We start from the raw sequence: 20,426 nt of genomic DNA on the forward strand, positions 1-20,426 counted from the left end.
AAGCGATAGTAAAACAATAGACAAGTATATCGATCTGCTGGAAAAGACCTATGTGGTTTTTCGACTACCAGCATTTAGCAGGAATGTCCGTAATGAAATCAAAAAAGGGAAAAAGGTATATTTTTATGATTGTGGTATCCGTAATGCAATTATCAATAATTTCAAGCCACTTAGTTCCAGAACTGATACCGGCGCCCTCTGGGAAAACTACGCTATTGCTGAAAGGATGAAGTTTTTACGTTACCGTAATATCGATACCGCACAGTATTTTTGGAGAACAACACAGCAACAGGAAATTGATCTGATTGAAGATAATGGAGAAGGGTTGCTAGCTTACGAGTTTAAGTGGAATGCAAACAGTAAGGTGAGGTTCCCTCAGACTTTTACTGATAATTATTCAGATACAAAAACCTTCGTAATTTCTCCCGAAAATATCGAGGACTTTTTGCTGATTTAAACCCGATGATTTGTAATTGCGGGTATTAAAGATTAACCGATTAGTATTATAACCCAGTCTTAATTTTTTCTTAACATACTGACCTTACATTTGTGATGTAAATATTTGGTTAGTATTTATAAAGTTTAGGTTTAGTTGATAAACGAAAAGCCAGGGTGGATGTCCTGGCTTTTTGATTTTTTATGATTTTTACTTTTAGAAGTTCTTACCTATCTTCTCCAAAATCTCTGGTGGGATATTCCTTGTATCTACAAGCAGGAATCCATCAAGGCAATCTGAAAACTTGGGATCTGTATTGAAACAAATAATTTTTGCATTCAGATTCATATACTGTCTTAACAGCACCGGTATTTTGATGTGTGAATTTTCAATGTCAGAAATCAGTCCGTCGAGGTCTTTCAATGATTCGCTGCTTTCAATCAGCAGATTCTTATCAATTGCAGAAAGATCGGCCTTGAATTTATTTCTGGGTTTGATATACTGGCCCAGGTCGTAATCAAAGTGGTTCTTGGTGATATAATCCACAATCAGTGATTTGGAAAACTTGGAGAAGTTATTACTGATACTTACCGGACCAAACATATACCTGTACTGAGGATTGTCGAGCAGGTACTTCAATATCCCTTTCCATAAAAGGAACAATGGCAAAGCCTTCTGCTGGTATTCTTTCCGGATCCAGGAGCGGCCGAGTTCTATACCCTGGTTTAATATCGGATAAAAGGCTTCCTTGATCTTAAACAGCTCTGAGAGATAGAAGCCGCGTTTGCCCATCATGTGCAGGATCTCATCACCCTTACCGATACGGTAGGCTCCCACGATATTCTGCAGTTCCTTATCCCAGATAAACAAATGGTGATAATAGATATCGTAATTGTCGAGGTCAATCTTTTTATTCGTGCCCTCGCCAACTTCCCTGAAGGTGATCTCCCTCAGCCTTCCGATTTCTTTGAGTACTGTAGGAATGTTTGCTGTAGGCGTGATATAAACTTCATATTGTTTTTCCGTCCATACACGGTACGCTTCCAGCTGCCCGATTTCTTCAGCGATACTGATCCTTGATGTTTCTTCGATAATTTGTTCCGGCTTTTTCTTGATCTTGAAAAGATTGATCGGGTTGAATAGTTTCTTCTCTTCCTCGATGCTGGTACCTAAAGCATAGGTGCGTGCGCGAAGGAAATCAAGTAACTTATTGGTATTGTTACGGTAAGAGATATCTTCGATGTTGATCGGCTTGCCTATCCTTACTTTAATCTTCAGCCCCTGTTTGTTCAGGAATTCTGAAGGCAGCTTTGCAGTACGCAGGGTAGGGTGGATAAAGCTCAGGATATTGAAGAGCACCCCGTTGTTCCCGTGAAAATAAATCGGAACTACCGGTACTTTAGCCCTGGCAATTAATTTACCCACCACCGGGTGCCACAACCTGTCAGTAATCTCCTGTTTGTCCAGGCTAAAGGTAGAAACCTCGCCTGCAGGGAAAATACCAATTGGTGTTCCCGTTTTTAAAAGATCAAAGGTAGCTTTAAGGCCACTGATGCTGGAGGTGTGCTGCACATTCTCGAAGGGATTGACCGCTACAAAAAACTCATTGAGGTTTGGAATCTTTTGCAGGATAAAGTTCACCATTACTTTGGCTTCCGGCCTCACCGTACATAATAACTTAACCAGTGCCAGTCCTTCGACACCACCATAAGGATGGTTTGCGATGGCGATAAAAGCGCCGGTCTTGGGTATGTTTTTTAAGTCGTCCTCATCAAAATCTATAGATACTCCTATCGTTTCCAATATCTTATCTACAAATTCTAAACCATTGAAATGCTGGTTCTGGGAGAAAACTTTATTGATGTCGTTTAACTTCATTACTTCCATCAGCAGAGCCGCTAATCCCGGTACACCCAGTTTGTCGATTTTGGTGGCTTTTGCAAACTCTTTGGTGGTTATGATCTTCATATATGAATTTAAAGGAAATTTTGTTCGACCTCAAAAATAAGATTTATATTTCTAAATATCGGCAGTACATTGCGGAGCCATGAGAAAATGGCTTAATATATACTTCAGTATTTCGAAAAGGGAATATAATGGATTGCTGGTATTGCTTTCCATTTTGGTTGTCATCAACCTTATACCTTCTTTTTTTAGAGTTCTTCTGCCAGAAAACGAAGATTTGCTATCGGATAGTATCGCAATCAGAAAATTAGTCCTTGCAGAGAAGACTTTAAGAGAAAAGCGACACCCTAGCTGGAAGAGCCGGAAGGGGCATTTATTTAACTTTGATCCCAACCATACGAGTTTGGAAGGCTGGCAAGAGCTTGGCCTGTCTCCCAAACAAGCGGCAGTGATGCTGAGGTATACTGCTAAAGGAGGACGCTTCCGTAAGAAGGAAGACCTTTTAAAGATGTATATGGTCAGTGAAGAACTCTATCAGCGCTGGAATCTTTACATCAAGATATCTCCTGAAGATACGCTGTCGTCCAGGAAATATACGCCTTCAGCCTATGAAAAACCTAAACCCCTGCTTGTTTCGCTGAATTCGGCTGATACATTGGAGCTTGACCGGCTGAAGGGTATCGGCCCTGCCTTTGCGAGAAACATTGTTAAATACAGGGAAGCCCTGGGTGGCTTTTACGCGAAGGAGCAACTGCTCGGGGTGTATCAGATGGATAGTGCCAGATACAATGCAATCAAAGATCATATTGTACTGGACAAAACTCCCCTGCGGATCATCTACATCAATAAGGCCGGCTTTGATGACTTGAAATATCATCCTTACCTGAGATATAAACAGATCAATGCCATCATACAATTTCGGAAACAACACGGAAATTATAGTAATATTGCGGAGTTAAAAAAAGTGGCTATACTTTCTGACGAAACCGTGGAAAAATTAGCCCCATATATCTCATTTGATCATGATGGAAACAAAAATTAAACAGATTGTGCGTGATGTAAACGATTTCCCTAAACCCGGAATCGTATTTAAAGATATCACACCTATATTAAAGGATGCAGAATTATGCAATGCTATTGTTGTGGCGCTTGCTGAGCAGCTGTCGGAAATAAAGGTGGATGTAGTTGCAGGTATTGAAAGCCGGGGTTTTCTGTTTGGCCTCTCGCTGGCCAATTACCTGGGGGTGCCTTTTGTGCCGCTGCGCAAGGCCGGGAAACTTCCCTACAAAACCGTAAAACATTCGTACGACCTGGAATATGGCAGTGCCACACTGGAAATCCATGAAGATGCTTTCCTGCCTGGTCAGAATGTGCTGATCCATGATGATCTCCTTGCTACCGGCGGTACGGTGATTGCTGCTTCGCACCTGATCGAAAAACTGGGCGCAGTTGTGGCTGGATATTCATTTATCATCGCGCTTGATTTTCTGAATGGAAGAGAGTTGCTGAGGGAATTTTCTCCCAATAACTACGCGCTGGCCTCTTATTCATAGATTGGGACAAAATACCCTGAAATATTTTTTATCCCTTAAAAGCCTTTGAGCTGATTAAGATCAGGTAATTGAACTAAATACCATATCGTTCTTTTTGAGGGCAAATATTTAACTGTTGCTGCTGCATATATAATTTCTATCATTGCAGCAACAACACAAATATGCAGGATATACTCGCTCAGGATACAGGTTATGACTTTAGCATTTCGGAGAATCAGCAGATGATCCGCCAGATGGTAAAAGAGTTTGCGGAGAGGAACATCCGTCCGCATGTGATGGAATGGGATGAAGTACAGCATTTCCCTGTTGATCTTTTTAAAGAGTTAGGTAAGCTTGGCCTGATGGGGGTACTTGTACCTGAAGCTTATGGAGGTTCCGGATTCGGATACCAGGAATATGTGGATGTAATTGTGGAAGTGGCCAGGGTCTGCGGATCTGTTGGTTTATCACTTGCAGCACATAATTCTTTATGTACAGGGCATATTCTTGCTTTCGGTAATGAAGAACAGAAACAAAGGTGGCTGACTAAACTATCGACTGCTGAGTGGATTGGCGCCTGGGGCCTTACTGAAGCCAACACGGGTTCTGATTCTCTTAGAATGCTGACTACCGCTACACTGGATGTTGATCACTATGTGATCAACGGCTCGAAAAACTGGATTACCCATGGTAAGTCTGGTGATCTGGCCGTAGTGATGGTACGTACCGGCGACAAGGGGGATTCCAAAGGTATTTCTGCGATCGTAGTTGAACGCGGGACACCTGGATTCAGCGCCGGTAAAAAAGAGAATAAACTGGGGATGCGTGCATCCGAGACTACAGAAATGATATTTGATAATTGCCGGGTGCCGGTTGCCAATTTGCTGGGCAAAGAAGGTGAGGGCTTTAAACAGGCGATGAAGGTGCTGGATGGCGGAAGGATTTCTATTGCAGCACTCGCCCTGGGTATTGCCAAAGGTGCTTACGATGCAGCCCTTGCCTATGCGCAGGAGCGTCATCAGTTTGGGCAGCCGATTTCAAGCTTCCAGGCGATCAGCTTCAAGCTGGCAGATATGGCAACGGAGATTGAGGCGGCAGAGCTCCTGATCAGACAGGCAGCTGATATGAAGAACCGTGGTGTAAAGATGACCAAGGAATCTGCCATGGCGAAATACTTCGCTTCTGAAGTTGCCGTAAGGACAGCCACTGAGGCGGTGCAGATCTTTGGGGGATATGGATATACCAAGGATTTCCCGGCAGAGAAGTATTATCGTGACAGTAAGTTATGTACGATAGGTGAGGGCACTTCAGAGATACAGAAGATTGTGATTGCCAGAGAGATATTGAACGGATAGTTGCCGTTCAGCTATAAACGAATATTCTAACCAAATATAATTACCAATCCGGTGCGCTGAAAAAGTACACCGGATTTTTCAATTAAAGGCTTTTTTTAATTTTAATGCTGATAATCAAATTAATGTATTACCTTTGCAGTCCTAAAAACAACGAGAGGAGGTATTTTAACGTTATGATCATCATTAATATTAAAGACGGCGAATCACTAGATAAAGCCTTAAAACGTTTCAAAAAGAAATTTGAGAAAACTGGTGTGTTGAGAGAACTACGTAGCCGTCAGGCATACGAGAAAAAATCTGTTGCTCGTCGTACATTAGTTAAACACGCGATTTATAAAGAAAATATGCACCTGGAAGGAAAAATTTAATCCTGTCAGATATTTTATTTTAAATATATTAAGCGCCGAAGGAAATATCCTCCGGCGCTTTTTTTATATATACATTTTGTGTACATTGACCTCAGGGGTTAACAATTTTTGATGCATGTCAGTAGAATCCTTTTTAATATATATCGAGCACGAGAAGCGCTATTCTCCACATACCGTACTTGCCTACAGAACGGACCTCCTGCATTTTACAGACTTTCTTGAACATACTTTCGAACTGCAGCCCGAAGCGGCTAAACATATCCATATTCGGGATTATATCGTGCGTCTGATGGATGAGCAGATCGGTGCCAGTTCTATTGGAAGAAAATTATCCAGTCTGAGGAGCTTTTATAAGTACCTGCACCGCCGCAAAATCATTACCGGCAGTCCGATGACCATGATCAAAGCACCAAAAGTTCCTGCCCGCTTACCTGTATTTGTTGATGAAGAGAAGCTGGATCACCTGCTGGACTCAGGAGAGTTCTTTGATGAGAGTTTTCCCTCACAGCGGGACAAGCTGGTGATCGAAGTTCTCTTTGGCACAGGGATGCGGCTTGCAGAGCTCCTGGGTCTGAAGGAATCTGACATTGATTTTTATGAAGAAACCATCAGGGTTTTGGGAAAAAGGAAAAAAGAAAGAATAATTCCGGTGACCAAACAGCTTGTACTTCAGCTAAAAACGTATATTGACTTCAAAGCATCACAAAATTTTGATAACAAAATTGAAGACTTGTTCGTTACTAATAAAGGAACGGCTGTTTATCCGCTGTTTATTTATAAGATTGTAAAGAGTTATTTGACGTATATTTCTACACAGGACAAAAAAAGCCCCCACGTATTGCGGCATTCCTATGCCACAAGTCTGCTGAACAGGGGGGCAGACCTGAATGCGATAAAGGAGTTGCTTGGGCATGCCAGTCTGGCGGCCACACAGGTATACACCCACAATGCTATTGAAAGATTAAAAACAATATATAAACAAGCCCATCCAAAGGCATAAAAAAGGAGGAAAACATGAAAATTACAGTTCAATCGATCCATTTCAATGCAGACCACAAATTGTTAGATTTTATTCAGAAGAAAGTTGACAAACTGGAGCAGTTCCACGATCAGATTATAAATGGTGAAGTCTATTTGAAATTAGAGAATGTAGAAGATGAGGCTAATAAAATAAGTGAGATAAAACTGAGTGTCCCGGGTGGGGTATTGTTTGCAAAGGAACAATGCAAGAGCTTTGAAGAGGCGACAGATTTATCTATTGAATCGCTAAAAAAACAAATCACTAAACATAAAGATAAAACAAGAGCAAAACTTTCAGAGCATAAGGCTTTGCTGAATGCGAATGAAGTGACTGATTATTAGGGTACTATTTTCAGAACTTTTGAGGAAAAAACCAGCGGCAACTTAACTGCTGGTTTTTTTTTGAAAATAGTTTTGCAAGTAACAATTATTCTTGTAGATTTGCATTCCAATTCGGAACAGGGGTTAACCCTTAAAGAGCTGGTTTGTTCTGTGAATGTTTAGTAAAAAATAATAAAAGCCTCCTTAGCTCAGCTGGTAGAGCAACTGACTTGTAATCAGTAGGTCATTGGTTCGATCCCGATAGGAGGCTCTTTTAAACCTGCATCTGTGATGAGACGGTTTATTAGAATGGGGGGATACCAGAGTGGCCAAATGGGACAGACTGTAACTCTGTTGTCGCAAGACTTCGAAGGTTCGAATCCTTCTCCCCCCACATTATAATAGCGAAAGTAGCTCAGTTGGTAGAGCGATAGCCTTCCAAGCTATAGGTCGCGAGTTCGAACCTCGTCTTTCGCTCTTCGTTCAAAGGGCAGTCGGCAGAATGGTCACAGTTAAAATGCCGGACCGGTATGGGATTGTGAAGCGAATAAAAAGCCGACGTAGCTCAGCGGTAGAGCACTTCCTTGGTAAGGAAGAGGTCATGGGTTCAAGTCCCATCGTTGGCTCAGGAATAAAAATAAACGAGGCTTTGTTAACTCTGTTAGTATGGACAGAATCAACAAGGTTTTTTGTATTGAAATTGTATTATAACAATAATTAAAAATAAAAGTTAACCTACTAATAAGTATAAAAACATGGCAAAAGAAAAGTTTGACCGCAGCAAGCCGCACTTAAACATCGGCACAATCGGTCACGTTGACCACGGTAAAACAACCTTAACAGCAGCTATCACTAAAGTGTTATCTGATGCTGGTTTATCTGAGGCGCGTTCATTTGATTCAATTGACTCTGCACCAGAGGAAAAAGAAAGAGGTATCACGATTAACACTGCACACGTTGAGTATTCAACAGCTAACCGTCACTACGCACACGTTGACTGTCCAGGTCACGCGGATTACGTGAAAAACATGGTTACTGGAGCTGCACAAATGGATGGAGCGATTATCGTTGTAGCTGCTACAGACGGTCCTATGCCACAAACTCGTGAGCACATTCTATTGGCTCGTCAGGTAGGTGTACCTTCACTGGTTGTTTTCATGAACAAAGTGGATATGGTTGACGATCCTGAATTACTTGAGTTAGTAGAGATGGAAGTTCGTGAATTATTATCTTTCTATGATTTCCCAGGTGATGACATTCCAGTTATTCAAGGTTCTGCCTTAGGTGGTCTGAACGGTGATGCTAAATGGGTTGCTAAAATCATGGAATTAATGGATGCTGTAGATAGCTACATTCCAATTCCTCCACGTTTGACTGACCTTCCATTCCTGATGCCTGTTGAGGACGTATTCTCGATCACTGGTCGTGGTACTGTTGCAACTGGTCGTATCGAGCGTGGTGTAATCAACTCTGGTGATCCTGTTGAGATCCTGGGTATGGGTGCTGAAAATCTTAAATCAACTGTAACAGGTGTTGAGATGTTCCGTAAGATCCTTGATTATGGTGAAGCTGGTGATAACGTAGGTCTGTTGTTACGTGGTATTGAGAAAACTGATATCCGTCGTGGTATGGTAATCTGTAAACCAGGTTCAGTAACTCCTCACACAGATTTCAAAGCTGAGATCTATGTATTATCAAAAGCAGAAGGTGGACGTCACACTCCATTCTTTAACAAATACCGTCCACAATTCTATTTCCGTACCACAGACGTAACAGGTGAAATCACCCTTGCTGAAGGAACTGAAATGGTAATGCCAGGTGATAACGTTACTATCAATGTTAAATTGATCAACGCAATCGCAATGGAAAAAGGTCTTCGTTTCGCTATCCGTGAAGGTGGTAGAACAGTAGGAGCTGGTCAGGTAACTGAAATTGTAAAATAATTTCAAACCCTCCGGGGATTGAAATGAATAATACTACAAAGTACCCGGGATTATGCCTGGGTACTTTGTTCTAAAAATGTCTGTATTAACCTTCGGGTTGATCATATACACGGGAATAGTTCAACGGTAGAATAGAGGTCTCCAAAACCTTTGATCAGGGTTCGAATCCTTGTTCCCGTGCAAAAACTTATATATGGCTAGCGTAGTTCAATTTATTAAAGAATCATATGAGGAAATGACCCAGAAGGTTACCTGGCCTACATGGGGAGAGCTGCAAAGCTCTGCTGTGCTGGTACTGGTAGCTTCTTTGATTATTGCAATAGTTATCTTTGCAATGGACAAAGGGTCTATGTTTGTTTTGGATACTTTTTATAAATCACTTTCTAATTAATATTGCTAAATGAACGATCAGCTAAAATGGTATGTAGTTAGGGCGGTAAGCGGAAAAGAGAAGAAAGTAAAACAATACATTGATTCTGAAATCAGTCGTTTAGGTTTTTCTCATCTCGTTCCTCAGGTATTGATCCCAATGGAAAAATACTACCAAATGAAAGAAGGAAAGAAGATTGCAAAAGAACGCAATTTTTATCCTGGATACGTTTTGATTGAAGCGACATTGGATGGTGAGCTGGAACACATTATTAAGAATGTAAACAGTGTTATCGGTTTCTTAGGTGATAAAGGAGGCAATCCGGTTCCTATGCGTCAGGCAGAGGTTAACCGTATCCTTGGTAAGGTAGATGAAATGAGTCAGCAGGGTGAAACCATGAACGTGGCTTATTATGTTGGAGAGAACGTCAAAGTAATGGACGGGCCTTTCAACGGATTTACCGGGGTGATTGAAGAAGTGAACGAAGAGAAAAAGAAACTGAAAGTTATGGTGAAGATCTTTGGACGTAAGACTCCGCTGGAACTGAACTATATGCAGGTAGAAAAAGAATAGAATACTATTATAAAGATCTTAAATGTTACATGCTTCCAACATTTTAACATTGAGTATTACAATTAACAAAACAGAAAATGGCAAAAGAAGTCAGTGCGCTTGTTAAATTACAAATCAAGGGTGGAGCTGCAAATCCATCGCCACCGGTAGGACCTGCGTTAGGTGCTAAAGGGGTGAACATTATGGAGTTTTGCAAGCAATTCAATGCTCGTACCCAAGATAAGCCTGGTAAAGTATTACCCGTTGTAATTACTGTTTATGCTGACAAGTCTTTCGAATTTATCATCAAAACCCCTCCGGTTGCTATCCAGTTAAAGGATGCTACTAAATTAGCGAGTGGTTCTGCTGAGCCCAACCGTAAGAAAGTTGGTTCGGTGACTTGGGATCAGGTTAAGTCAATTGCTGAAGATAAAATGACTGATTTAAATGCTTTCACTATCGAATCGGCAATGAGTATGGTTGCCGGTACAGCACGCAGTATGGGAATCACCGTTAGCGGCGATGCACCCTGGACAAATTAATTAACAAAAAACAGTTTACAACAGTGGCTAAATTAACAAAAAATCAAAAAAAGGCACATGCTAAACTAGAAATCGGTAAAACGTATTCTTTAAAGGATGCGGCTGCTTTGGTAAAAGAAATCACAACTACCAAATTTGATGCTTCGGTTGATATCGACGTATCTTTGGGTGTTGATCCGCGTAAAGCGAATCAAATGGTTCGTGGTATCGCTACTTTACCACACGGTACAGGTAAAACTGTACGTGTATTGGTTCTCTGTAATCCTGACAAGGAAGAAGAAGCTAAAGCAGCAGGTGCAGATTTCGTAGGTTTAGACGAATATGTAGCCAAGATTGAAGGTGGATGGACTGATGTTGACATTATTATCACTACTCCTGCTTGTATGGCAAAAGTAGGTAAACTGGGCCGCGTTTTAGGTCCACGTAACCTGATGCCAAACCCTAAATCAGGAACTGTTACCAACGAAGTTGGAAAAGCAGTTACTGACGTAAAAGGCGGTAAAATTGATTTTAAAGTTGACAAAAGTGGTATCATTCATGCTTCAGTAGGAAAAGTATCATTCCCAGCGGAAAAAATATATGAAAATGCATTAGAAGTACTTCAGGTAATTTCTAAGCTTAAACCATCTGCTGCAAAAGGAACTTATTTTAAAAGCATTCACGTGTCTTCTACAATGAGCCCTGGAATTGCAATCGAAACTAAATCAGTAGCGGGTATCTAATTATGAACAGAGAAGAAAAAAACGAAGTAGTTTCGGCTCTTCAAGAGAAGATGCAGGAATTTGGTAATTTCTATATTGCCGACACATCAAGCTTATCTGTTGAGAAAGTTAACAACATCCGTCGCAAATGTTTCGAAAGCGGTATTGAAATGCAGGTTGCTAAAAATACTTTGATCAGAAAAGCGATCGAAGGATTGGAAGGCGATAACTCAGATATTTTCGCAGCTTTAAAAGGCCAGTCAGCGATCTTATTTTCCAAAACAGGTAATGGTCCGGCTAAGCTGATCAAAGCCCTTAGAAAAGCAGGTTCTGATAAACCAGTATTAAAAGCAGCATTTATTGACACAGCGATCTTTGTTGGAGATAATCATTTAGATGCATTAGTAAGCTTGAAATCAAGAGAAGAGCTTATTGGAGACATCGTTGGCTTGTTACAATCACCAGCTAAAAATGTTATTTCTGCCCTTAAATCAAGTGGTGGTAAAATCGCAGGAATTGTTAAAACTCTTCAGGAAAGAGAAGGTTAAGGAACACCTTAAAAGTTCTATATTAATAAATTCATTTACGTAAAATATTTAAAACTCTATAAAATGGCAGATTTAAAAGCGTTTGCTGAGCAATTGGTAAACTTAACAGTTAAAGAAGTTAACGAATTAGCTCAAATCCTTAAAGACGAGTATGGTATCGAACCAGCTGCTGCTGCAGTTGCTGTTGCAGGTCCTGCTGGTGATGCTGCTCCTGCAGCTGAAGAAAAATCAACTTTTGATGTAATCCTGAAAGAAGCTGGTGGTTCTAAATTAGCAGTTGTTAAGTTGGTTAAAGACTTAACTGGATTAGGTTTGAAAGAAGCTAAAGATTTAGTTGATGGTGCACCAAAAGAAGTTAAAGCTGGTGTTTCTAAAGACGAAGCTAATGCTTTGAAAACTCAATTAGAAGAAGCTGGAGCTGTAGTTGAGATTAAGTAATCACTTAATTTTAATATAACTTCAAACATAGACTCCGACTGTACAGTCGGAGTCTATACCTGTTTATATACATTTCATCTAAGTTTGGTTGGTGGGATGTTCACGGCAAACCAAACAAATAGTTTATTCTTAAACTAAATTTAACTTTAGTACCTTGGCAAATAAAGTCGACCAAAGAGTAAATTTTGCACGTAGTAAGCACATCATAGATTACCCAGATTTTCTTGATGTACAGTTGCAATCATTCAGAGAATTTTTCCAGATAGAAACTACATCAGACAACCGTCACACTGAAGGCTTGTTTAAAGTATTTGCTGAAAACTTTCCAATCACCGACTCCCGGAACATTTTCGTTCTGGAATTCCTTGATTATTTTATTGACCCGCCGCGTTATGATATACCTGAGTGTATCGACCGTGGGTTAACTTATAGTGTTCCCTTAAAGGCAAAGTTGAAATTGTCTTGTAATGATGCGGAACACGAAGATTTTGAAACTATTATTCAGGATGTATATCTGGGAACTATTCCATATATGACTCCTAAAGGTACTTTCGTGATCAATGGCGCTGAGCGTGTAATTGTTTCTCAACTACACAGGTCACCAGGTGTGTTTTTCGGCCAGAGCCGTCACACTAACGGTACCAAGCTTTACTCTGCCCGTGTAATTCCTTTCAAAGGATCATGGATTGAGTTTGCAACTGACGTAAATAACGTCATGTATGCCTACATTGACCGTAAGAAAAAGTTCCCGGTAACGACACTGCTTCGTGCAATTGGTTACGATTCTGATAAAGACATTCTGGAGCTGTTCGACCTTGCTGATGAAGTAAAGGTGAGCAAATCTGGTTTGAAAAAATATATCGGACGTAAACTTGCTGCAAGGGTACTCAGAAAATGGGTAGAAGATTTTGTGGATGAGGACACTGGTGAGGTTGTATCTATTGACCGTAACGAGGTGATCCTTGACAGGGATACTGTTTTAGAAGATGAGCACATTGATATGATCATTGATGCTGGTGTGAAAACGATTATCTTGTCTAAAGATGACGGTGCAAGCCAGGCTGATTATACAATTATATATAATACATTACAAAAAGATACTTCAAACTCTGAAAAAGAGGCTGTGGAGAACATCTACCGTGCTTTGCGTAACGCAGAACCACCTGATGAGGAAACTGCAAGAGGTATCATTGAGCGTCTGTTCTTCTCGGACAAACGTTATGACCTTGGAGATGTAGGACGTTACAGAATCAACCGTAAGTTGAAAATGGATACGCCTGATCACGTAAAAGTATTGACAAAAGCGGATATCATTGCGATTGTTAAATACCTGATTAAACTGATCAACTCCAAAGAAGAGGTCGATGATATTGACCACTTGTCAAACCGTCGTGTACGTACAGTAGGTGAGCAGTTATATGCTCAGTTTGGTGTAGGTCTGGCGCGTATGGCCCGTACAATCCGTGAGCGGATGAACATCCGTGACAATGAGGTTTTCACACCTACAGACCTGATTAATGCCCGTACTTTATCGTCGGTGATTAATTCATTCTTTGGAACAAACCAGTTGTCGCAGTTCATGGACCAAACCAATCCTCTGGCAGAGATTACGCACAAGCGTCGTCTGTCAGCCTTAGGTCCGGGTGGTCTTTCACGTGAGAGAGCAGGTTTTGAGGTGCGTGACGTTCACTATACCCACTACGGTAGGTTGTGTACAATTGAAACACCAGAGGGACCAAACATTGGTTTGATTTCTTCTCTTTGTGTACATGCGAAGATCAATACATTAGGATTCATCGAAACACCTTACAAAAAAGTTAAGGATGGTATCGTTTCTGTTGAAGAGGATGTAATTTATCTTTCTGCTGAAGATGAAGACGGAAAAACTATTGCTCAGGCAAATGCTGAGTATGATGATAAAGGTAACTTCACTACTCCTCGTGTAAAAGCACGTTACGAGGGTGACTTCCCGATTATTGAGCCTGAGAAATTAGACTTAATGGACGTGGCGCCAAATCAGATTACTTCCATTGCTGCTTCATTAATTCCTTTCCTTGAGCATGATGATGCGAACAGGGCCCTGATGGGTTCCAACATGCAACGTCAGGCCGTACCATTGTTACGTCCTGAAGCGCCGATTGTTGGTACTGGTCTGGAAGGCCGTGTAGCACGCGACTCAAGAACGCTGATCAACGCTGAAGGCGATGGTGTTGTTGAATATGTAGATGCTAACGAAATCACCATTAAATATCAGAGAAACGATGGAGATCGTCTGGTATCATTTGAAGGTGACAGCAAAACTTATAAATTAATCAAATTCAAGAAAACCAACCAGAATACTTGTATCAACCTGAAACCAATCGTTAAGAAAGGTCAGAAAGTTGTTAAAGGACAAGTTTTATGTGAAGGTTATGCAACTGAAAATGGTGAGCTGGCATTGGGCCGTAACTTAAAAGTAGCGTTCATGCCTTGGCAGGGATATAACTTTGAGGATGCGATCGTAATCAGTGAGCGTATCGTTCGTGAAGATATCTTTACATCATTGCATATTGAAGAATTTGAACTTGAAGTGCGTGATACGAAACGCGGGGAAGAGGAATTAACACCAGATATCCCTAACGTTTCTGAAGAAGCAACAAAAGATTTAGATGAAAATGGTATTATCCGTATCGGTGCTGAAGTTAAAGAAGGCGATATCCTGATCGGTAAAATTACCCCTAAAGGTGAGTCAGATCCTTCACCGGAAGAGAAATTATTACGTGCGATCTTTGGAGATAAAGCCGGTGACGTGAAAGATGCATCCCTGAAAACTCCTCCTTCGATCAAAGGTGTGGTAATTGATACCAAATTATTCTCAAGAGCTAAGAAAACTACTAAGGCTGAAGAAAAAGCAGCTATAGAGAAGTTAGACAAGAAATATAACCTGGCTACAACAAATCTTAAAAACGAACTGGTAGATAAATTATTCCAGATCGTTAACGGTAAAACATCTCAGGGTGTATACAACGTTTACAAAGAATTGCTGTTTGCTAAAGGTGCTAAGTTTACACAGAAAAGTTTAGCTGACCTGGAATTTGCTCACATCAACCCATACAAATGGACTACCGATGATGACAAAAACGATCAGATTAAATTATTGATCCATAACTATGGTATCCGTGTAAACGAAGAACTGGGTGCTTATAAACGCGATAAATTTGCAATCAGTGTAGGTGATGAGTTGCCTTCAGGAATTGTGCAGATGGCAAAAGTTTATGTAGCCAAAAAACGTAAATTGAAAGTAGGGGATAAAATGGCGGGACGTCACGGTAATAAGGGTATTGTTGCCCGTATCGTTCGTGATGAAGATATGCCATTCCTTGATGACGGAACTCCTGTTGATATCGTGTTGAACCCACTGGGTGTACCTTCACGTATGAACCTTGGACAGATCTATGAAACTGTATTGGCATGGGCCGGTAAAGAACTGGGTGTAAAATTTGCAACTCCGATCTTTGATGGTGCTAAACATGATGAAGTGGAAGAATGGATCGCTAAAGCTGGTGTTCCGGCGTCTGGAAGAACCTATTTACATAATGGTTTAACGGGTGAGAAATTTGACCAGCCAACTACAGTAGGTATTATCTACATGCTGAAACTGGGCCACATGGTTGATGATAAGATGCACGCCCGTTCAATCGGACCATACTCATTAATTACACAACAGCCATTGGGTGGTAAAGCCCAGTTTGGAGGTCAGCGTTTTGGTGAGATGGAGGTTTGGGCATTAGAGGCATTCGGTGCTGCTAATATCCTTCAGGAGATCCTGACTGTGAAGTCGGATGATGTGATCGGAAGGGCCAAAACTTATGAAGCAATTGTAAAAGGCGAGAACCTGCCGACTCCAGGTGTACCAGAATCATTCAATGTACTGGTACATGAGCTGCGCGGATTAGGTTTAGATATTACGTTAGACTAATGTTGAATTTTTTAATGCTGGAACGGATGCTGTCCGTTCCGGCTTTTTAAATTTTCAAATTCAAACAACAGAGCTATGTCTTACAAAAAGGATAATAAATTAAAAAGCAATTTCACCTCGATTACCATTAGTTTGGCATCGCCGGAGGCTATTTTAGAGCGCTCTAGTGGGGAGGTGTTAAAACCTGAGACTATCAATTACCGTACATACAAACCAGAACGTGATGGTTTGTTCTGTGAACGTATTTTTGGTCCGGTTAAAGATTACGAATGCCACTGTGGTAAATACAAACGTATCCGTTATAAAGGTATTGTTTGTGACCGTTGTGGTGTTGAGGTAACGGAGAAAAAAGTACGCAGAGAGCGTATGGGACATATCAATCTGGTAGTTCCTGTAGCGCACATCTGGTATTTCCGTTCACTGCCAAATAAAATCGGTTATTTATTAGGCCTTCCTACCAAAAGACTTGATTTGATCATTTACTACGAGCGTTATGTAGTTATTCAATCAGGTTTAATGGAAGAGCAGGGTATCCAGTATATGGATTTCCTGACAGAGGAAGAGTACCTGGATATCTTAGATAAATTACCAAAAGAAAATCAATACCTGGATGATAAAGATCCTAATAAGTTCATCGCCAAAATGGGTGCTGAAGCATTAGAGGATTTATTGAAACGTATTGACCTTGATACTTTATCTTACAACCTGCGTCACCAGGCTGCAAACGAGACTTCACAACAACGTAAAAACGAAGCTTTAAAACGCTTACAGGTTGTTGAGGCTTTCCGTGGTGCAAGAACACGTATTGAGAACAATCCTGAATGGATGATCATCAAAATTGTTCCTGTTATTCCACCGGAATTACGTCCGTTGGTACCTCTTGAAGGTGGTCGTTTCGCTACTTCAGATTTAAATGATCTGTACCGTCGTGTGATTATCCGTAACAACCGTTTAAAACGTTTGATCGAGATCAAAGCACCGGAAGTAATTTTACGTAACGAAAAACGTATGCTGCAGGAAGCTGTGGATTCGTTATTTGACAACTCACGTAAAGTAAATGCAGTAAAAACTGAAGGTAACCGTGCCTTGAAATCTCTTTCAGATATCCTGAAAGGTAAACAAGGACGTTTCCGTCAGAACTTACTGGGTAAACGTGTGGATTATTCAGCACGTTCGGTAATTGTTGTAGGTCCAAACCTGAAATTACACGAGTGCGGTTTACCAAAAGATATGGCTGCAGAGCTGTTCAAACCGTTTATCATTCGTAAGATGATAGAAAGAGGTATCGTTAAAACGGTAAAATCTGCAAAGAAAATTGTAGACAGAAAAGATCCATTAGTTTGGGATATTCTGGAGAACGTTTTAAAAGGACACCCTGTATTACTGAATCGTGCGCCTACGCTGCACAGATTGGGTATCCAGTCTTTCCAGCCTAAATTGGTTGAAGGAAAAGCAATCCAGTTACACCCCTTAGTGTGTACTGCATTCAACGCCGATTTTGACGGTGACCAGATGGCCGTGCATTTACCGTTAGGTCATGCTGCTATCCTGGAAGCCCAGGTATTGATGTTAGCTGCACACAACATTCTGAACCCTGCAAATGGTACGCCAATTACTGTACCATCTCAGGATATGGTTTTGGGTCTTTACTATATCACTAAAGGCCGTAGAACTGATGACAAACGTGTGGTTAAAGGACAGGATTCTTCATTCTATTCTCCTGAAGAGGTAATCATTGCTTACAATGAGAAAAGAATCGACCTGCATGCATTTATCAAAGTTAAAGTGAATGTTAAGGATACTGACGGAAGTATCGTTAACAGACTAACTGAAACTACTGTTGGACGTGTACTGTTTAACCAAATGGTACCGGAAGAAGTAGGATATATCAATGAATTGCTGACCAAGAAATCTTTAAGAGATATCATTGGTGATGTAGTTAAGGTTACCGGTATGGCGCGTGCATCCAGATTCCTGGATGATATTAAAGAGCTTGGTTTCCAAATGGCATTCAGAGGTGGTTTATCATTTAACCTGCAGGATGTAAACATCCCTGTTGAGAAGCATGCTTTATTAGAGCAGGCTTCGGCAGAGGTTGATGAGGTAAGGAATAACTATAACATGGGATTCATTACCAACAACGAACGTTACAATCAGATTATCGATATCTGGACCCGTATCAATAACCGTTTAACATCATTCGTGATGACGCAGTTATCGAGCGATAACCAGGGCTTTAACTCGGTTTACATGATGCTTGACTCAGGAGCACGTGGATCTAAAGAGCAGATTCGTCAGCTTTGCGGAATGCGTGGTCTGATGGCAAAACCTCAGAAATCAGGTTCAGGTGGTGAGATTATTGAAAACCCGATTCTTTCCAACTTTAAAGAAGGACTGTCAGTATTAGAGTACTTTATCTCTACTCACGGTGCTCGTAAAGGTTTGGCGGATACGGCGTTAAAAACTGCGGATGCGGGTTACTTAACCCGTCGTTTGCATGACGTAGCGCAGGATATGATCGTAAATTCTGAAGATTGCGGAACTTTGAGAGGTATGTATACTACTGCCCTTAAAGATAACGAGGATATCGTTGAGCCGTTATACGACAGAATTCTGGGACGTATCTCACTGCATGATGTATTTAACCCGATGAACGGTGAATTATTGGTTTCTGCAGGTCAGGATATCGATGAGGATATTGCGAAAGCGATTGACGAATCACCGGTTGAAGGTGTTGAAATCCGTTCTGTACTGACATGTGAGAACAAGAGGGGTGTTTGTGCATTGTGTTACGGACGTAACCTTGCCACTGGTAAACGTGTTCAGAAAGGTGAAGCTGTCGGCGTAATCGCTGCACAGTCGATCGGTGAGCCGGGTACACAGTTAACACTTCGTACATTCCACGTGGGTGGTACCGCATCAAACATTGCTGCTGAATCTCAGATCAATGCGAAGTTTGATGGTATCATCGAGTTTGAAAACGTACGTACTGTAGAAACTGAAACTGAAGAAGGAACTACACACATTGTACTTGGACGTTCAGGCGAATTTAAAATCGTTGAAGAAGGAACAGGTAAAGTGATCATGACCAACAATATTCCTTATGGTTCATTCCTTTACATTGAAGAAGGTGCTAAAGTAACCAAAGGCGATAAGATTTGTTCATGGGATCCGTACAATGCGGTTATTATCTCGGAATTTGCCGGTAAGATTGAATTTGACGCGATCATCGAAGGTGTTACCTTCCGTGAAGAGTCGGATGAGCAAACTGGTCACCGTGAGAAAGTAATTATCGATACACGTGATAAAACTAAAAACCCTTCTGTAAGGGTACTGGATAAAAAAGGTGAATTGATCAGACAGTATAACATCCCTGTTGGAGCTCACGTTTCAATTGATGATGGAGAAGCTGTTAAAACTGGTCAGATCCTGGTTAAGATTCCTCGTGCAACTGGTAAAACAAGAGATATTACGGGTGGTTTACCACGTGTAACTGAATTGTTTGAGGCACGTAACCCATCTAACCCGGCTGTAGTAACTGAAATTGATGGTGTGGTAACCTTAGGTGGTGTGAAACGTGGTAACCGTGAGATGACTATCGAATCGAGAGATGGCGAGGTTAAAAAATATCTGGTTCCATTGTCTAAACACATCCTTGTTCAGGATAATGATTTTGTGAAAGCTGGTATGCCATTATCAGACGGATCAATCTCACCTGCGGATATCTTAGCAATCAAAGGACCTGCTGCTGTTCAGGAGTACCTGGTAAATGGTATCCAGGAAGTTTACCGTTTACAGGGTGTGAAGATCAATGATAAACACTTTGAGGTAATCGTTCACCAGATGATGCAAAAGGTTCACATTGAAGATCCGGGAGATACTACGTTCTTAGAGAATAACTCTGTAGACCGTTGGGACTTCATGATCGAAAATGATGAGATCTATGACAAAAAAGTTGTAGTTGATGCTGGTGATTCGAATACTGTTAAACCAGGTCAGATCCTTTCTCTGCGTAAATTAAGAGATGAAAATTCTCAGTTAAAACGTAAAGATTTGAAACAGATCGAGGTTCGTGATGCAAGATCGGCAACAGCCAGTTCTGTATTACAGGGTATCACCCGTGCTTCATTGGGTACGAAATCATTCATCTCTGCAGCTTCCTTCCAGGAAACTACTAAAGTGCTGAACGAAGCTGCAATTGCAGGTAAACGTGATAGCATGCTAGGACTGAAAGAGAACGTAATCGTTGGTCACCTTATTCCTTCGGGTACTGGTGTACGTGGTTACGAACGTATCATCGTTGGTTCACAAGAAGAATACGACAAACTGTTAGCTTCGAAACAAGAAGAAGTAGAAGCATAGTCTGTTTCATTAAATAATTAATCCCCCCTGGTAACAGGGGGGATTTTTTTTTATTTTAAGTTTGGTTAACAGCTT

The 20,426-nt window shown here is 41.0% G+C and carries 17 protein-coding genes and 5 tRNA genes; 21 read left to right on the plus strand and 1 reads right to left on the minus strand.

The features are described 5' to 3' along the window. Window positions 1-34 precede the first annotated feature (34 nt). On the plus strand, window positions 35-457 hold the full coding sequence (locus tag OQY15_RS08445) for a DUF4143 domain-containing protein (RefSeq protein ID WP_322973326.1): 423 nt from the start codon (window positions 35-37) through the stop codon (window positions 455-457). 195 nt (window positions 458-652) lie between these two features. Here OQY15_RS08445 and OQY15_RS08450 read toward each other — a convergent pair whose 3' ends face one another. Continuing rightward, window positions 653-2,404, minus strand: coding sequence for a lysophospholipid acyltransferase family protein (locus tag OQY15_RS08450; protein ID WP_265790147.1), 1,752 nt, complete (start codon window positions 2,402-2,404; stop codon window positions 653-655). Between the two features lie 79 nt (window positions 2,405-2,483). On the opposite strand from OQY15_RS08450, the gene OQY15_RS08455 reads away from it, so the two are divergent. The 20 genes from OQY15_RS08455 to rpoC all read left to right on the plus strand — a co-directional run bounded on the left by OQY15_RS08455 (window position 2,484) and on the right by rpoC (window position 20,351). Beyond that, window positions 2,484-3,383 carry a helix-hairpin-helix domain-containing protein gene (locus tag OQY15_RS08455; protein WP_265790149.1) on the plus strand — a complete coding sequence of 300 codons (900 nt, stop codon included), beginning with the start codon at window positions 2,484-2,486 and terminating at the stop codon, window positions 3,381-3,383. Then, on the plus strand, window positions 3,364-3,894 hold the full coding sequence (locus tag OQY15_RS08460; protein WP_265790151.1) for an adenine phosphoribosyltransferase: 531 nt from the start codon (window positions 3,364-3,366) through the stop codon (window positions 3,892-3,894). The genes OQY15_RS08455 and OQY15_RS08460 overlap by 20 nt, the downstream gene beginning before the upstream one ends. A gap of 161 nt (window positions 3,895-4,055) precedes the next feature. After that, on the plus strand, window positions 4,056-5,228 hold the full coding sequence (locus tag OQY15_RS08465) for an acyl-CoA dehydrogenase family protein (protein WP_265790153.1): 1,173 nt from the start codon (window positions 4,056-4,058) through the stop codon (window positions 5,226-5,228). Window positions 5,229-5,401: 173 nt separating this feature from the next. Continuing rightward, window positions 5,402-5,596, plus strand: a complete 195-nt coding sequence (gene rpsU, locus OQY15_RS08470; protein WP_041878250.1) for a 30S ribosomal protein S21 — start codon at window positions 5,402-5,404, stop codon at window positions 5,594-5,596. Between the two features lie 115 nt (window positions 5,597-5,711). Next, window positions 5,712-6,596: a tyrosine-type recombinase/integrase gene (locus tag OQY15_RS08475; RefSeq protein WP_265790157.1), complete on the plus strand. Its 885-nt coding sequence runs from the start codon at window positions 5,712-5,714 to the stop codon at window positions 6,594-6,596. A gap of 14 nt (window positions 6,597-6,610) precedes the next feature. Then, window positions 6,611-6,958, plus strand: a complete 348-nt coding sequence (gene raiA, locus OQY15_RS08480) for a ribosome-associated translation inhibitor RaiA (RefSeq protein WP_265790159.1) — start codon at window positions 6,611-6,613, stop codon at window positions 6,956-6,958. 177 nt (window positions 6,959-7,135) lie between these two features. Further along, a tRNA-Thr gene (locus tag OQY15_RS08485) sits at window positions 7,136-7,208 on the plus strand. Between the two features lie 40 nt (window positions 7,209-7,248). Further along, a tRNA-Tyr gene (locus OQY15_RS08490) sits at window positions 7,249-7,331 on the plus strand. A 10-nt stretch (window positions 7,332-7,341) separates the two neighbouring features. Continuing rightward, a tRNA-Gly gene (locus OQY15_RS08495) sits at window positions 7,342-7,414 on the plus strand. A gap of 77 nt (window positions 7,415-7,491) precedes the next feature. Beyond that, a tRNA-Thr gene (locus tag OQY15_RS08500) sits at window positions 7,492-7,563 on the plus strand. Between the two features lie 129 nt (window positions 7,564-7,692). Then, on the plus strand, window positions 7,693-8,880 hold the full coding sequence (gene tuf, locus OQY15_RS08505) for an elongation factor Tu (protein WP_230692974.1): 1,188 nt from the start codon (window positions 7,693-7,695) through the stop codon (window positions 8,878-8,880). Window positions 8,881-8,989: 109 nt separating this feature from the next. Further along, window positions 8,990-9,060, plus strand: a tRNA-Trp gene (locus OQY15_RS08510). A 13-nt stretch (window positions 9,061-9,073) separates the two neighbouring features. After that, window positions 9,074-9,271: a preprotein translocase subunit SecE gene (gene secE, locus OQY15_RS08515; RefSeq protein WP_265790162.1), complete on the plus strand. Its 198-nt coding sequence runs from the start codon at window positions 9,074-9,076 to the stop codon at window positions 9,269-9,271. A gap of 9 nt (window positions 9,272-9,280) precedes the next feature. After that, window positions 9,281-9,823 (plus strand): transcription termination/antitermination protein NusG, encoded by a 543-nt coding sequence (gene nusG, locus OQY15_RS08520; RefSeq protein WP_041878241.1) that lies wholly within the window; start codon window positions 9,281-9,283, stop codon window positions 9,821-9,823. 77 nt (window positions 9,824-9,900) lie between these two features. Beyond that, the gene (gene rplK, locus OQY15_RS08525; RefSeq protein ID WP_037443979.1) at window positions 9,901-10,344 is read left to right on the plus strand and encodes a 50S ribosomal protein L11; all 444 of its coding nucleotides are present in this window, start codon (window positions 9,901-9,903) and stop codon (window positions 10,342-10,344) included. 23 nt (window positions 10,345-10,367) lie between these two features. Then, a complete protein-coding gene (gene rplA / locus OQY15_RS08530; protein ID WP_265790170.1) occupies window positions 10,368-11,066 on the plus strand; it encodes a 50S ribosomal protein L1 in 699 nt (232 codons plus the stop codon). A 2-nt stretch (window positions 11,067-11,068) separates the two neighbouring features. Further along, on the plus strand, window positions 11,069-11,593 hold the full coding sequence (gene rplJ, locus OQY15_RS08535; protein WP_265790172.1) for a 50S ribosomal protein L10: 525 nt from the start codon (window positions 11,069-11,071) through the stop codon (window positions 11,591-11,593). Window positions 11,594-11,656: 63 nt separating this feature from the next. Next, the gene (gene rplL / locus OQY15_RS08540; RefSeq protein WP_265790174.1) at window positions 11,657-12,031 is read left to right on the plus strand and encodes a 50S ribosomal protein L7/L12; all 375 of its coding nucleotides are present in this window, start codon (window positions 11,657-11,659) and stop codon (window positions 12,029-12,031) included. A gap of 154 nt (window positions 12,032-12,185) precedes the next feature. Further along, on the plus strand, window positions 12,186-15,989 hold the full coding sequence (gene rpoB / locus OQY15_RS08545; protein ID WP_265790176.1) for a DNA-directed RNA polymerase subunit beta: 3,804 nt from the start codon (window positions 12,186-12,188) through the stop codon (window positions 15,987-15,989). 75 nt (window positions 15,990-16,064) lie between these two features. Then, on the plus strand, window positions 16,065-20,351 hold the full coding sequence (gene rpoC, locus OQY15_RS08550; RefSeq protein ID WP_265790178.1) for a DNA-directed RNA polymerase subunit beta': 4,287 nt from the start codon (window positions 16,065-16,067) through the stop codon (window positions 20,349-20,351). Window positions 20,352-20,426: the final 75 nt, after the last annotated feature.

The sequence above is a fragment of the Pedobacter sp. MC2016-15 genome, assembly GCF_026239695.1.
Lineage (GTDB): Bacteria > Bacteroidota > Bacteroidia > Sphingobacteriales > Sphingobacteriaceae > Pedobacter.

Excerpts from the sequence above, each read along its gene's own strand:
- OQY15_RS08460 (WP_265790151.1), top strand. The coding sequence starts at position 3,364 with ATGATGGAAACAAAAATTAAACAGATTGTGCGTGATGTAAACGATTTC.
- secE (WP_265790162.1), top strand. The coding sequence starts at position 9,074 with ATGGCTAGCGTAGTTCAATTTATTAAAGAATCATATGAGGAAATGACC.
- OQY15_RS08450 (WP_265790147.1), bottom strand. The coding sequence starts at position 2,404 with ATGAAGATCATAACCACCAAAGAGTTTGCAAAAGCCACCAAAATCGAC.
- rplJ (WP_265790172.1), top strand. The coding sequence starts at position 11,069 with ATGAACAGAGAAGAAAAAAACGAAGTAGTTTCGGCTCTTCAAGAGAAG.
- rplK (WP_037443979.1), top strand. The coding sequence starts at position 9,901 with ATGGCAAAAGAAGTCAGTGCGCTTGTTAAATTACAAATCAAGGGTGGA.
- nusG (WP_041878241.1), top strand. The coding sequence starts at position 9,281 with ATGAACGATCAGCTAAAATGGTATGTAGTTAGGGCGGTAAGCGGAAAA.
- rpoC (WP_265790178.1), top strand. The coding sequence starts at position 16,065 with ATGTCTTACAAAAAGGATAATAAATTAAAAAGCAATTTCACCTCGATT.
- tuf (WP_230692974.1), top strand. The coding sequence starts at position 7,693 with ATGGCAAAAGAAAAGTTTGACCGCAGCAAGCCGCACTTAAACATCGGC.
- OQY15_RS08455 (WP_265790149.1), top strand. The coding sequence starts at position 2,484 with ATGAGAAAATGGCTTAATATATACTTCAGTATTTCGAAAAGGGAATAT.
- rpsU (WP_041878250.1), top strand. The coding sequence starts at position 5,402 with ATGATCATCATTAATATTAAAGACGGCGAATCACTAGATAAAGCCTTA.
- rplL (WP_265790174.1), top strand. The coding sequence starts at position 11,657 with ATGGCAGATTTAAAAGCGTTTGCTGAGCAATTGGTAAACTTAACAGTT.
- OQY15_RS08475 (WP_265790157.1), top strand. The coding sequence starts at position 5,712 with ATGTCAGTAGAATCCTTTTTAATATATATCGAGCACGAGAAGCGCTAT.
- raiA (WP_265790159.1), top strand. The coding sequence starts at position 6,611 with ATGAAAATTACAGTTCAATCGATCCATTTCAATGCAGACCACAAATTG.
- OQY15_RS08465 (WP_265790153.1), top strand. The coding sequence starts at position 4,056 with ATGCAGGATATACTCGCTCAGGATACAGGTTATGACTTTAGCATTTCG.